Below are 13,816 nucleotides of genomic sequence, written 5' to 3' on the forward strand. Positions count from 1 at the left end.
TCGAACTAAAATAAGCGGCCATACCATAACTCAGGCTGGAAAACCGGCGGGAAATCAACAAACTGAAGTTACAACTGGGAGCATCTCATGATGATTAAACGCAGAACACTGATGGCGCTGACCGCAACGGCGACCCTGGCCCTTTCCGCAGGCGCAAGCCTTGCCGAAGGGCTGATGGATCGCGCCAAGGGCGATGGCCTGCGCGTCGCTTTCTATAATTTCTCGCCTTACGCCTATAAGGACGACAGTGACACGCTGGTCGGCACCGACGTGGAAACCCTGGCGGCTGTGCTGGACAAGATGGGTGGCAAGATTGCCGAGGCGAACTCGACCGAATGGGGAGCACTGATCCCCGGCGTCAAGGCCGACCGGTTCGACGTGGTGGCCGCAGGCATGTTCGTGACCCCCAAGCGCTGCGCCGAGGTGCAGTTTTCCGAACCGACATTCGGCATCAAACAGGCGATGCTGGTTCTGGAAGGCAACCCCAAGGGCGTCAGCAACTATGAATCCATCGCTGAAAACGGCCTAAAAGTGGGTGCCGTCGCAGGTGCTGCGCAGGTGGGTTATGCCCAATCAGCCGGTATCGACGATGCCAACATCTCGCAATTGCCGGACAACCCGACGGGTGTTGCCGCGCTGAAGGCCGGGCGCATCGACGCCTGGGCGGTGTCCGGGCCCGGTGTCCGCCAGATCATCGCCAGCGATCCGGGCGGTGTTGAATCCACGCCTGTCTTCGCCGAAGTGGCCGGACAGCCGGCGGTATCGCATGGCGCCTTTGCCTTCCGCAAGGATGACGCGGAATTCGTGGCGGCCTTTAATCAGGCCATGAATGAATTCATCGGCTCGCCCGAGCACATCGCCATCATGGAAAAGCACGGGATGACGGCGGATGAACTGCCGATCAGCACAACCTCCGAGCTGTGCGGCGGCTGAATCCTCCTGCGCCCGGCCCTCTCAAGGGGCCGGGTTAACTTTCTGTACTGCGGAGAATGCGCATGAATCGCGTTGCCATCGTTTCCGCGCTGATCGCCTTTTTGGTCGGCTTGTCTGCCGCCACCTTCTCGGAACTGCGGATATTCCTGCCCGCGATCCTCAAAGGTGCGGTGGTGACGGCGCAGGTTTCGGTCCTGTCCATCATTTTGTTCCTGTTCATGTCCTTAATCGCGGGCATCGGCCGGTCGCGTGGTAACACCGCCATCCGCTGGATTTCGACCATCTATATCGAGGTCTTCCGGGGCACGTCGCTGCTGGTGATTCTGTTCTGGATGTTCTTCGTTATGCCCGAATTCGGGCTGACCCTGTCGCCGATGGTGGCAGGAGTTGCGGCTATCGGGCTGAACTTCGGCGCCTACGGGGCCGAGGTCGTGCGTGGCGCGTTGGGGGCCGTGCCAAAGGGCCAGACCGAGGCGACCGTCGCGCTCAACATGTCCGCTTATCGGCGTATGACCCGCATCGTTCTGCCACAGGCGATTGCCATCATGATCCCCGGTATGAGCAACCTAACCATCGAGCTGATCAAGGCCACCGCCCTGGTCTCGGCGGTCACGCTGGTCGATATCACCTATGCCGCCGTGCAGCAAAACCAGTTGCACTACCGGACGATCGAAATCTTCTTGATCACCGTGATGCTCTATTATTGCCTGGCCCAGTTCGTCCGCTTCGGCGGCGAGGCCTTGGAAGAGTATTTCACCCATCACCTGAACAAGAGGGTCTGAGCCATGGATTGGAGATGGGATTTTACCTTTGACGTGGTGCTGCCCCGGATGTGGGAAGCGGCAGGCGTCACTGTTTGGGCTACCGTGGCCAGCTTTGCTTTCGCGCTGGTCGGCGGGCTGATCCTGATGCTGCTGAAAACGCACCGCTCGATATGGGTCAGCCGTCCGGCGACCGAAGTGATCGAGGTGATCCGGGCAACGCCGCTGCTGGTACAGATCTTCTTTCTGTTCTTCCTGCTGCCCGAAATCGGCATCACCCTGCCGCCGCTGACCACTGGCATTCTAGCGATCGGCATCTACAATTCGGCCCTGTGCGCCGAGGTCTACCGCGCCGGGTTTCAGGCCGTGCCAAAGGGGCAGTGGGAAGCTTGCATCGCGCTGAACATGTCGCCTTACCGGACATTCCGGAATGTGATCATTCCACAATCGCTGCCGCCGATCATTCCGGCGCTTGGCAACTATCTGGTGGCGATCTTCAAGGAAACGCCGCTGTTGTCCTTTGTGGCCGTGGCGGAAATCATGCAAGTGTCGAAACTGATCGGCGCCGAGTATTACCGGTTCACCGAAGCGATCACTATCGCCGGAATTTTCTTCCTGGTCATGAGCCTGATCGCGGCGTTCGGCATTCGTCTTGTTGAAAACTACGTCAAGAGGAGCATCCTGCATTGACCCATCCCATGATTCAATTCGACAAGGTCGTTAAGGCCTACGGGGCGTTGCAGGTTTTGAAAGACCTGGATTTCTCAGTCGACAGGGGCGAAGTCGTCTCGATTATCGGCCCGTCCGGCTCGGGCAAAACCACCGTTCTGCGCGTCCTGATGACTCTTGAAGGTATTCAGGGCGGCACTATGTTCGTCGACGGTGAGCCGCTAAACAAAATGAACATGGACGGTCAGCTTGTCGATGCGTCCAAGGCGCATATCCGGCGTATTCGGTCCAAAATCGGCATGGTGTTCCAGAACTTCAACCTGTTCCCACACATGACGGCGCTTGAGAATTGTAACGAAAGCCCAATCTATACGCAGGGCAAATCCAAGGCCGAGGCAACCGAAGAGTCGATGCGTCTGCTCGAGATGGTCGGGCTGGCGGATAAGTCTGGCCATTATCCCAGTCAGTTGTCGGGCGGCCAGCAGCAGCGGGTCGCCATCGCTCGGACGCTAGCGATGCATCCCGAAATTCTGCTGTTTGACGAACCGACCTCGGCTCTGGACCCGGAAATGGTGGGTGAGGTGCTGCAGGTGATCCGCGATCTGGCCAAATCGGGCAAGTACACGATCCTGCTAGTCACGCACCAGATGGGATTTGCCCGCGAAGTATCCGACCGCGTCTGCTTTTTTGACGGCGGCAAGATGGTCGAACAGGGCAAGCCGGATGACGTTTTCGGAAACCCGCAAAACGCACGTCTGCAACAGTTCCTGTCGAAGGTTCTGGAGGCCGGATGATAACGTTAGCCGCACAGCAATCTAACCGGAATTCAGGCCTCTACCCGGATGCAGTGGCGCTGCGCGCCGCCATGGCGCGCCACGAAGTGTCCGCGCGGGATGCGCTGGAGGCCTGTTTTGCGGTGATTGACGCGCGCAACGATGCCGTCAACGCGATCGTCTATCAGGACAGGCAGGGCGCGCGGGTTCAGGCCGATGTCTGCGACCGCACAGGTGACGCCATCGGCCCGCTCCACGGTGTTCCGGTCACCATAAAAGAATGTTTCGATTGGGCTGGGCACCCGACAACCTGGGGCGACCCAGCGCGGGCGAACCATCTGGTGCGTGAAGATTCTGCGGTTGTTGCCCGCCTGAAACAGGCAGGCGCCGTCATTGTCGGAAAAACCAATATTCCCCCATACCTGTCGGATTGGGAAACGGCGAACCCCTTGTTCGGGCCTACACGCAACCCGCATGATCCAGACCGCAGCGCGGGCGGGTCCTCCGGCGGGTCGGCGGCGGCGGTGGCCAGCGGCATGTCCTACATTGACATCGGCAGCGATCAGGGTGGTTCAATCCGCTATCCGGCGCATTGCTGTGGTGTTTTCGGCTTGAAGCCGAGCTGGGGTGAAATCTCGCTTGCTGGGCACAGCCCACTAAACGAACTCCGCGAACCTGACATCGGAGCGGCAGGCCCCTTGGCCCGTTCGGTCCGCGATATCGCACTGGCGTTATCGGTTCTGCGCACCAAGGCCGCCCCAGACAAAAGAAGCGTTTCCAAAAAAATCAAAATCGCACAGTTGCCGACGCAGTCAGGCTGCCCGATTGACAAACGTTATCAGCGCGTGCTGGACAAGTTCGCAGACCATCTGCGCAGTACCGGGGCAACCGTTGTCCAGGCGCAGCCCGATATTGATTTCGACCGGGCGACTGAGTTGATGAACTTGTTGGTTCGTGCGGAAACCTCGCGCAAATCCGAACTTGTTGCAGATTATCGCGCCCGACAGCAGTTGGAACTCGCTACAAATAACAAGTTTGCGGAACTCAACGCAACGGGCACCGCCCTGAGTCATCGGGACTGGCTGATCCTCCATGAGGAGAGGTTGGAGATGTGCCGGAGGGTGGCCCAATTTTTTGAGGAGTTCGATGTTCTTTTGTGCCCATCGGCCGTGGGGCCGGCACCCCCGTTCCGTGTCGCCAATGACGCGACAGACCGGACCGTGCCTGTGAACGGTGTTGAAATGCCTATTCTGAAGCTTCACATGCTGTATATGCTGGGCAGTTTGCTGTATCTGCCCGCGTGCGTCATGCCCACCGGCGACCGATTTGAGGGAATGCCGGTTGGAGTGCAACTTGTCGGAGCATTCGGCAGCGACGATATTTTGCTTGCGGCCGCCAGCGCGTTCAACGGTTCCGGTGTCATTCAAATGGGAAGTGGATTATGAAAGAGCTCCTCAACTACGGCGATGGCCCCAAAGCGATCTATGAGATTTTGAAAAGACAGATTATCGCGGGTGAATGGGAACCGGGCCAAGAGCTAAAGATCATGCCATTGGCATCCGAGATGGATGTCTCGATCGTCCCACTGCGGGAAGCAGTAAGAATGCTGGCCTCGGAAAACCTGATCGAGCTGCGCCCCCGCCGTAGTCCGATCATCGCACGCATCGACGTTCGGGACCTTGTGGAAATGAATCAGATTCGCGGCGCTTTGGAGCCAATTATTTTGGCGGACGCCGTCCCAAGGCATACCGCGAAAACCCTAAAAGATTGTGAAAAAGTTCTGAACCGAACTGCGAAGGTCAAAGACCCGTGGGAAATGGTGAAGCTGAATAAGGATTTCCATCTTACGTTGCTGGGTCCGTCGCGGCTGCAACGGTCGCTGGACATCGTTTCAGATCAGTATGACGGTATAGCACGGCTGACACAGTTTCGCGTGGTCACGCATGAAAATCAGCTGGAGAAACTGCACAGCGAACATGCTCGAATCCTCGATGCGGCCAAAAGCGGCGACGTTGCCGCCGCAGTTGCGGAAATGACCTCGCATATTGATCAAGCTACGACACGCGCTGCGAAGGAACTGACCGAAGCAGAAAACAAGGACGATTTGTCTGTCACCGACACCGCCTGATCTATCGATCAGAGGTGCATCTACAACGAAGTCAAAATGCAAACAGAATATGATTTCATCGTGGTCGGCTCGGGTAGCGCCGGGGCAATCATTGCGGCCAGGTTGGCCGAAGACAGCAGCAACAAAGTACTGTTGCTGGAAGCGGGACCGAAGGACTCCAGTCTGTTGTTTCATGTGCCTGCGGCCATGCGCTATGCCTACAACGCTCCGAAATACAACTGGAACTTTGAAACCGAGCCCGAGCCTTATCTGAACGACCGGGTACTGGTGCAACCGCGTGGCAAGGTGCTGGGCGGATCCAGCTCGATCAACGGTCAATTGTATCTGCGCGGCCACCCGATGGATTACGAAGGCTGGGCCGAAGGCGGCGCGCGCGGATGGTCCTACTCCGAGGTTCTGCCCTATTTCAAGCGGCTGGAAACCCGCGTGGACGGTAATACTGAATACCAGGGCCACGACGGACCTATCCGCGCTTCGACCATGGGCTCGGACGATCCGTTGACGCAGGCATTTCTGAAGGCGGGCGAAGAAGCAGGATACTGCCGCACTGACGATGTAAATGGCGGCCAGCAGGACGGCTTCGGATATCTGCCCAAGAACGTTTCTGAAGGACGCCGGTCGTCGACCGCGCATTGCTACCTACGCAATCCGCCAAAAAATCTGGACATTCAGACCGGATGCACAGTCCGCAACCTGATCATTGAAAACAAAGTCGCCAAAGGTGTGCGTTATGTGCAGAGCGAGCGCGAGATTGCCGCTACCGCCCGGCGCGAGGTCGTGCTGTCTGCCGGGGCCTTCAATAGCCCTACGATCCTGATGCATTCAGGGATCGGTCCGGCTGCACAGCTGCGCGAGCATAGTATCGAGGTGGTTCACGACCTGCCCGGTGTCGGCGAGAACCTGATGGACCATCCCCTGACTTCCCTGCAAGTGAAATGCACTCAGCCGGTCACGCTCTATCGGCATCTGAATCTCTTCAGCCAGGCCAAAGGGGTGATTGACTGGGCGCTGACCCGCACGGGCTTGCTTGCCAACAACCATTTTGACGCGGTCTGTTTTCTTCGTACCAAAGCCGGGGTGCGTTTCCCCAATATGCAGATCGCATTGTTTCAGATTGCGGTTGCCGAAGGGTCTGCGGAATTCATCAAAGAACACGCCTACCAATTGCAATTCACCAACCAGCGTCCAAAAAGCCGTGGATACGTCAAGCTGGCTTCAAACGATCCTTTCACCTCCCCGCGCATCCGTTACAACATGCTGGCACACCCGGAGGATGTCGAAGAACTGAAAGCGGGTCTGCGTTTGTCGAGAGAACTGGCGCAGCAACCTTCGCTGGCCAACTTCACCGGAGACGAAATCTTCCCTGGACAACAGGTGCAGAGTGAATCCGATATCGAGAACTGGCTAAGGGAAAACTGCCATTCTTCTTACCATCCGTCCGGCACCTGTAAGATGGGAGTTGATGAGATGGCTGTTGTTGATCCGGAATGTCGGGTCCATGGCATTGACAATCTGCGTGTTGCGGACGCGTCAATCATGCCGGTGATCCCGTCAGCCAACCTTAACTGCCCGACAATGATGATTGGTGAAAAGGCTTCGGACATGATCCTTGGTAAAGACCCGCTGCTTCCGTCGAACCTTCCCTATTTCTCGGATCCGAACTGGGAAACCGCGCAGCGCTAAGGATATAGGCAAAGGGCGTAAAAAAAGGGCAGCCGGTGGCCACCCTTTCCAGTTTTGGGGGAGTTAAATTCACGATTTTGTGGCAGTCAGGCGTGGGAATAGATACTCCTGAACCGCTGCCTCGCCGCCGACGCAGCCCAAACCACTGATCTTTAGGCCACCGAACGGGACGTCAATATACGCTGTGGTCAATTGGTTGACCGCGACGCTACCGACCTGCAAGCGGGCCGCCACAGCTTCGGCTTCAACTTGATCGGGGCCGTAGACATACCCGGACAGACCCAATTCACAATTGTTGGATCGTGCGATGACTTCTTCTAAGTCGTCATAAGGTGCGATACAGGCGATGGGCCCAAAAACCTCTTCGGCCATGCCCAGGGCGTCATCGGGTACGTTTGCGAACACGCGGGGCGGGGAATAGAAGCCTTTGTTCTGTGTTGCAGGTTCGTTCAGTACAGCCGTGGCCCCTTTGGCCAGCGCGTCGGCTGCGATCTTGTCCATAGTACGCACCCGCTCCATATTCGCCAGCGGCCCCATGGTCGTGTTTTTGTCACTGCCATCGCCCAGAACCAGCTTGCGGGCATATTCGCCAGCGGCTGCGGCAAAGGCGTCATGCTGATCGCGGTTCACATAGATCCGGTTGGGCGCGGTGCAGACCTGCCCAGCGTTCCAGAACCGTTTCGAGATCAGCGAAGCCGCAACGTCTTCTACATTCGAACCCGGCAGCACGATTGCCGGCGCGTTTCCACCCAGTTCCAGCGTGCAGCGCATGATCTCTGCGCCACATTGTGACGCCAGTTCGCGTCCGACATTGACGGAACCGGTATAGGACAAATGCCGCATCGCCGGATGCTTGATCAAGCGGGCCGAAAGTTTGGAGGAGGCGCCCATGACCAAATTAACCGCCCCGCCAGGCAGGCCGGCCTCGTTAATATTCTCGACCAGCATAGCAACCGAAGAAGGGGTGTCGTTATTTGCCAGCACCACCACCGTGCATCCTGCCGCCAGCGCAGGTGCGATATGAACAGCAGCGGTCTCCACGGGAAAGTTCCAAGTGGTGATAACGATCACTGGCCCAACTGGCACCATGTCGATGGTGCGCCGTGCGCCGTGGCCCGGGCGTTCGTACGAGAAGGGCATGGTATCCGCCATTTCGGCAAAATGCTCGAACATTCCGACGACACCAGACATCTCGAGCCGCGCTTCATCCAGAGGTTTGCCTTGTTCAAGCGTGATCTGCTCAGCCAGCTTTTCGGACGCGTCCTTCACGCGGGCTGCAATGTCGTCCAGTATTCTTGCACGGTCTTTAGGCGCGACACGTGACCAACTTTCGAAAGCACGTGCAGCGGCCTTGGCAGCATGATCGACGTCTTCTTCGGAGGCGCAAATAAACTCGTCAAATGGTTGTCCAAGTGCGGGGTTTACAAGTGGAAGGATGTCGCGCTCGTCAGCGGGAATTCTGGTGTTGTCGATGATCGGATGAAACATTTTTGCCTCTTGGCGGGTGCAAATCAGATTTTCAGTAATACAATATAATATATTATTTGTCTACTTTGTATTCTGATGCAATCGCTGCGGAAACAGCAACACGTGGAGAGAAACGCGACGGTTATTAGCCCATAGAAAAGGCCTGCATGAAAGGGATGTGTCGCAAACTTCTTGCGAGTGAAAAGGTCACCTTTCTCTAGACACACTTATCCTACGAGTTGAACGAACAGCTGAAACCCGGTCATTCCTGTGTCGGGGAACTGATGCTTCCTGATCATATTGGCTACTTCGATAGGTTCTGTCGCAAATTTTTTTGAGCAGAATATTATTCTGATAGTCACCATGAGAGGAGGCGAAAGAGGACCAGCATAGGTGTAATTTGGCCTCTAATCACTCAGTTTCGGCCATCAATTCGGCTTCTCGCTGAGTACAAACGGAACGATTTCCTAGTTTTTGACAGCTCCGAGAAAATTTGCGACACAACATATTTTTTGCGCGTGAGGACGATTAATGGAAGGCTACGCAACTGGCAATGGAAATAGGACTTGTTCGACACAAGTTGTTTTCGACTGGGTATTGTTGTATAAATATAGGCTAAATTGGTGCCAATTCTCGCATGTAGCCCGTTACAATCAATAAATGTTTGGAACTACTGCGCTGATGCGAAAAAGCATTTGAGCGAGGCCCATTGAAGTGGAACGTTGAACTGCAATATTTTGAATTGTTTTTTTATTCTGACCGCCGCCTGGACCTGCGGAAATACAACGGCATCTCCATAATACACTGCCTCTGACCATGGGTTGTTAACACCAATGGGGCTGCATTGTCGTAGAAGACGGCAATCTCTTTTTGGCGCCGCAATACAAGCCGGCGGCGTCGGAATTCTATGCAAAGGAGCGACACGATGCCTTGGTCGAAGATCGGAGGACCCGCTCACAGTTTGGCCGTTTACGGCGGCAGACTTGCAGCGCTTACGCCGGACAGGCAGGCGGTGTTCACCCGGAACCCTCGCACCGGCGATTGGTCGCAGATCGGCGGACCGGCCGAGGCCCTCATCGGCGGAGGATGGGATCTCTACGCAACCTCACCTGGCGGCGGCGGCGTTTTCCGCTTCAATGGTGTCGGCTGGAGTGCCGTCGGCGGACCGGGCGCCCAATTCACCGGTGTTTGCAACGCGCTCTACGCCTTGTCGCCCAACCGCGACCGTCTTCTACGCTATAATCGGTTGGCAAACGACTGGACAGTCATCGGCCCGTCCCCTGCTGGAAACATAGTGGAAGGGGGCTCGCGCATTTGGGCCTCGACACCGGGCGACGCTGCAATATGGGCTTGGGCGCGGTACGACGGAAGCTGGCGGCGTATCGGCGGTGCCGGTGCAGAGTGGGTCGGGGTGGGTGCACGGATCTACGGCCTCACGCCAGACCGGCAGGCGGTCTATGAATATGATGAGCGCGCCGACCGTTGGAACAGGGTTGGCGGACCCGCACAAACATTGATCGGCGGAGGAAACCATCTTTGTGCCGTCGAGCCTGGCACGGGCGACATCTGGCGCTATTTCCGTGAAGGAACTCGATGGGAGCGGATCGGAGGCCCTGGCGCGCAGTTCGTAGCCGCGGACGAATTTGTCTACGGACTCACACCCGACCGACAAGAAGTCTGGCTTTTCGAGGATGACCTGGCCGAAACAAGCCGCATCCGCGCGTTTATGCTGCGGTGCTACGACCATCCCGAATATGGCCTGAGCGTTCGGCGCGGCTTCCTTGTGAAGCACGCCTCCGGCCGCGTCCTTGCCGAACACGCGGCGGACACCTGTTTTCAACCACTGAGCGTTTTGAAACTGCTTCCTTATCTGCATGCGCTTATTGATGTCGACCGCGACCCGAATACCTCGATGTCGACACGCGTTTCATGGTTCGAAACTGCGGGCGCTTCAGGCGCTGCGCGGACGGACACTGTCTGCCTTACGGCGGGGCCCGGGACGGTCTCGGGCTCGGCGCCGCTGACAGATGCGTTGCCGACGATGATGTGGGAATCCCACAACCGGTCGCTCGACGCGGTCATGGACCTTTTTGGAACGACGACCATAACACGACGGGCTCAGCAGGAGCTCGGGTTTTCGCAAACGGAGATGTATCCAGGTTGCCCGACGGCAACCCGGCCCTGGGCAGACAACATCATCACACTTCAGGACATGGCACGTCTCTATGAGGGGGTGGATGCCATGCACTTTTTTGACTTCGGGATCTCACGGCGGCTGTTCGAGGGGAACATGATCGTCGCAGACGATTCCGACCCGACCTATAGCAGCCCAATCACGGGCCGGGACTCTGGACCCGCCAGCGCCTCGGATCTGCTCAGCGTGCTTGAGGAAGAGGCATTGTCTGCCGGAAAGTCCGGGATTGTTCAGAACTTCATGCAAAGCGTTGTTCTCCGCAGAAAGGGCGGCTCGGGCGGACCGTCCGGCGATGACGTCGGCTATGCGGACGCTGCCGAGCTGAGCCTGCCTTTCCGGCGCGGCGGCGGCAGACCTGTAATTGAAAAATACGTGCTTGGCTGGTTCCTCAATCAGATTCGCGACCCGGAACGCGACATCCCGCCTGACGCCGACCTCCTGATGCTCGACATTAATGACAATTGGAGTGTCGTTGGTGGTCCCGGCAGCCAATGGGTCGGGATCGGAGCCACGGCGTACGGCCTGACGCCGGATCGACAGGCGGTGTTCCGCCACGACGGGCCCGCAGGCCAATGGACTCAGATCGGTGGTCCGGCTGAGACTTTGATTGACGGCGGCCACGATCTGTACGCCATTGAGCCCGGGACCAGCGACATTTGGCGCTTTACCGGGGCACCCATGACATGGGAGCGGATAGGAGGGCCTGGGGCCGCGTTTGCGGGCGTCGGAGCGACGGTCTATGGAATATCCCCTTCTGGGAACCGACTGTTCCGATGGAACGGCACACCGAATGATTGGACACGGGTGCGCGATAACGTTGTTTCGATAATCGGCGGTGGCGATGAAGCCTATGCCATTGACGGTTCGACCGGCGACATCCTTTCTCATGATGCGAGCGCAAATTCCTGGAAGCGAATTGGCGGGCCGGGCATCGGCTTTGTCGCCGGTCAGGGCGGCCTGCTGTTCGGTATGACAACGGACCGCCAAGAGGTTTGGTCCTATAACGGTACCCCGAATTCGTGGGCGCGAATTGGCAATGCAGCAGACAGCCTCGCAGTGGCCGGTGGCAGGCTCTACGGTCTCACGCCGGGTAAAGGTGCTATCTTCCGCTACGATGGCATGCCGCTCTCTTGGACGAAGGTTGGAGATGCGGTTGGTAGCATGATCGGCGGAAGCAGGTTACTTTACGCATCAAGTTCACCAGTGACAACAAGAAGCGCATTTGCCCGTGAACTCTACCGCGGGCCGATACAGGAGGCGCTCGCCACCTGGTGAGCGCCTTTTTTTGGAGGTTCGTTCAAGAAAGGATATTGCAATGCCAATGATTGCCAAAATCCCTGTCCGGGGTTCACGGTACGGCCCCTTCCTGTCAGTCGGCCGTCTTCTTGGTCTCCGATCGGATGGCATGAAAGACTCATTCAAAGCGCAGTTCCTCCCACAATGGAAGGATAGCGGCAACGAAGTTGACGCCGCATTCAGTAAACGCTTTCTGATGATTGATCTCGGGATGACGGAACTTGCCTATGAAGATCTCGATGGCACCAAGCGGGTCGCCAAAGCACTGTCGGCCGCGGCGCAATCTTCCCCCGAAGAATTGCGGGCGATCGCCAATGCCTTTGGGCCATCAGGTGATCGGGAGGACCGGGAATCTGCCCTGGAGCGGGCCTCGAAGCTTGGGATAGCCAAAGATGATGACGATCCGGTGGCATTCTGGGGCGTTGTCCTACTTGTCGGTGCCGCTCTGTTGGTCTCTGCATGCTGTAATGAGACGGATTCCGATTGCGGCAGCAACGGAACGGACACCGACGATGACAAAGGAGGAGGAACCGGCGGAGATACGGACGGTTGATGGCATGCAACGTCAAACTGGTGATGCGGTGTCGCTTGTCCCGGTTTCCCGGCTTGACGCTTCGGCACTGCATGCCATGATCCGGCGCAACGAAGATCGTTTGGCGCTTTTCTTCCCCGGTCTTCTGCACGCGGGCGCTTCGTTAGAAAAATCTCGTCGCTACATCGATCATCATGAGGAGATGGAGCGGGCAGGGCGCAGTTTCATGTTCGGCATCCCTGCATCTGACGAGGGGCTTGCGGGCCTAATTTTCCTGAACGCCATCGACCCGGACGCGCGGGTGGCAGAGGCAGCGGGGGTGGTCGATTTCGCCCACGAAGGCTGTGGTCTGATGAGCGGTGCCATGCGTTTGGTTTTTGATATCGCACGTGATCGGCTGGGTCTGGCACGGATTCGTTTCCTGATCGCGCCCAACAACGCCCGGTCAATCGCACTGGCCGGAGCGCTGGGGTTTCGGCGCGAACCCCGCAAGCTGCGCCGGTTTGCAGCCGGAACCGACCGGGAAACGCGGCTGCACCGCTACACATTAGAGCTCTGTCGTTAAGCGCCATTGGCGAAGATTCTGAAGGTGTTGGGGAGTGGAAAGAATCCGGGGGGCAGGCGGCGACATTTCTGTGAGAGGCGGCCAGCCGGATGTGTCGCAAACTCTGGGATCGGATTGACGAGAGTGCCATTGTTTGTGCCTCTTGCCAACTGTGACTGTGCCTATAATTGCTGGACGTTCGCTTCAGAAAGTTGAGCAAAATCAGTCCCAAATTGTACCCTTAATTTCTGCACTGTGTCATTAAATGCCGGACTGTGCCCTTAATTCCAAGACTGTGCATTTTGGGGATAAGTCGCGTATCAGTCAGAAGTGGACAGGTACAGCGCCCCTTTTTATCCCTCAGCCAGGGTAATTGAGATCGCGGGTTGGCAACTTGTGGATATCCTAAAATTAAGGGCACAAAATCGGGTCAAATGCCCCAGAATGTATCTGCGTCCAGAAATTAAAGGCACAGTGACAGCAATAATGAGCGCAAAGCAAATTGGAGATTTGTGCTGTTACGGAAATCACGTGGGCCAGGAGAGTAACTGCCAAGCAGAAAGCCGATCTAAGGATCTGAAGGTGTAGACGCCCCGCTGGCCTCGATGTGCCATTGTGGGTTTGCCGCAGCGGCAAGCCAAACACCACGTTCAGCGTCAGACAGGTCTGGATGGCCCTGTCGCTGAACTCCTGCCGCCGACCACGCTTACCAGACGGCGGCGGAGTCCAAACCATTCCAGGATCAAACCAGATCGAAAGCGATCCGCGTTGCCTCAGTGCTGTGTTGTACGAAGGCCAGTTCTTGGTCTTGTACTTCGTAGGGGCCGAACTGCTCA

General features: G+C 57.2%; 11 protein-coding genes and 1 pseudogene. 10 read left to right on the forward strand and 2 right to left on the reverse strand.

The genetic code is table 11. The features are described from left to right. Positions 1-87 precede the first annotated feature (87 nt). The 7 genes from ehuB (at position 88) to GOX66_RS13510 (ending at position 6,947) form a co-directional block, all read left to right on the forward strand. The gene (ehuB, locus tag GOX66_RS13480; protein ID WP_170763260.1) at positions 88-933 is read left to right on the forward strand and encodes an ectoine/hydroxyectoine ABC transporter substrate-binding protein EhuB; all 846 of its coding nucleotides are present in this window, start codon (positions 88-90) and stop codon (positions 931-933) included. A gap of 62 nt (positions 934-995) precedes the next feature. After that, positions 996-1,715, forward strand: a complete 720-nt coding sequence (gene ehuC, locus GOX66_RS13485) for an ectoine/hydroxyectoine ABC transporter permease subunit EhuC (protein WP_170763261.1) — start codon at positions 996-998, stop codon at positions 1,713-1,715. Positions 1,716-1,718: 3 nt separating this feature from the next. Beyond that, positions 1,719-2,384 (forward strand): ectoine/hydroxyectoine ABC transporter permease subunit EhuD, encoded by a 666-nt coding sequence (ehuD, locus tag GOX66_RS13490; protein WP_170763262.1) that lies wholly within the window; start codon positions 1,719-1,721, stop codon positions 2,382-2,384. Beyond that, entirely contained in the window at positions 2,381-3,157 is a 777-nt protein-coding gene (ehuA, locus tag GOX66_RS13495) for an ectoine/hydroxyectoine ABC transporter ATP-binding protein EhuA (RefSeq protein WP_336509479.1), read from the forward strand. Before ehuD ends, ehuA begins: the two co-directional genes overlap by 4 nt. Further along, positions 3,154-4,581 (forward strand): amidase family protein, encoded by a 1,428-nt coding sequence (locus tag GOX66_RS13500; protein ID WP_170763263.1) that lies wholly within the window; start codon positions 3,154-3,156, stop codon positions 4,579-4,581. Before ehuA ends, GOX66_RS13500 begins: the two co-directional genes overlap by 4 nt. Beyond that, the gene (locus GOX66_RS13505; protein ID WP_170763264.1) at positions 4,578-5,264 is read left to right on the forward strand and encodes a GntR family transcriptional regulator; all 687 of its coding nucleotides are present in this window, start codon (positions 4,578-4,580) and stop codon (positions 5,262-5,264) included. The genes GOX66_RS13500 and GOX66_RS13505 overlap by 4 nt, the downstream gene beginning before the upstream one ends. A gap of 36 nt (positions 5,265-5,300) precedes the next feature. Then, entirely contained in the window at positions 5,301-6,947 is a 1,647-nt protein-coding gene (locus GOX66_RS13510) for a choline dehydrogenase (protein ID WP_170763265.1), read from the forward strand. Positions 6,948-7,016: 69 nt separating this feature from the next. Here the strand turns inward: GOX66_RS13510 and GOX66_RS13515 are convergent, their stop codons facing one another. Beyond that, positions 7,017-8,435, reverse strand: coding sequence for an aldehyde dehydrogenase family protein (locus GOX66_RS13515; protein WP_170763266.1), 1,419 nt, complete (start codon positions 8,433-8,435; stop codon positions 7,017-7,019). A gap of 904 nt (positions 8,436-9,339) precedes the next feature. Between GOX66_RS13515 and GOX66_RS13520 the strand changes: the two genes are divergently transcribed. The 3 genes from GOX66_RS13520 (at position 9,340) to GOX66_RS13530 (ending at position 13,001) form a co-directional block, all read left to right on the forward strand. Continuing rightward, on the forward strand, positions 9,340-11,883 hold the full coding sequence (locus GOX66_RS13520; protein WP_170763267.1) for a serine hydrolase: 2,544 nt from the start codon (positions 9,340-9,342) through the stop codon (positions 11,881-11,883). 130 nt (positions 11,884-12,013) lie between these two features. Next, on the forward strand, positions 12,014-12,457 hold the full coding sequence (locus GOX66_RS13525; RefSeq protein ID WP_170763268.1) for a hypothetical protein: 444 nt from the start codon (positions 12,014-12,016) through the stop codon (positions 12,455-12,457). 4 nt (positions 12,458-12,461) lie between these two features. Further along, the gene (locus GOX66_RS13530) at positions 12,462-13,001 is read left to right on the forward strand and encodes a GNAT family N-acetyltransferase (protein ID WP_170763269.1); all 540 of its coding nucleotides are present in this window, start codon (positions 12,462-12,464) and stop codon (positions 12,999-13,001) included. Between the two features lie 597 nt (positions 13,002-13,598). Here the strand turns inward: GOX66_RS13530 and GOX66_RS13535 are convergent. Further along, positions 13,599-13,757 (reverse strand): annotated as a pseudogene (locus GOX66_RS13535) (transposase); the annotation flags it as partial. Positions 13,758-13,816: the final 59 nt, after the last annotated feature.

Origin of the sequence: Ruegeria lacuscaerulensis (assembly GCF_013031245.1) — a bacterium.
In the GTDB taxonomy this organism is placed as follows: domain Bacteria; phylum Pseudomonadota; class Alphaproteobacteria; order Rhodobacterales; family Rhodobacteraceae; genus Ruegeria; species Ruegeria lacuscaerulensis_C.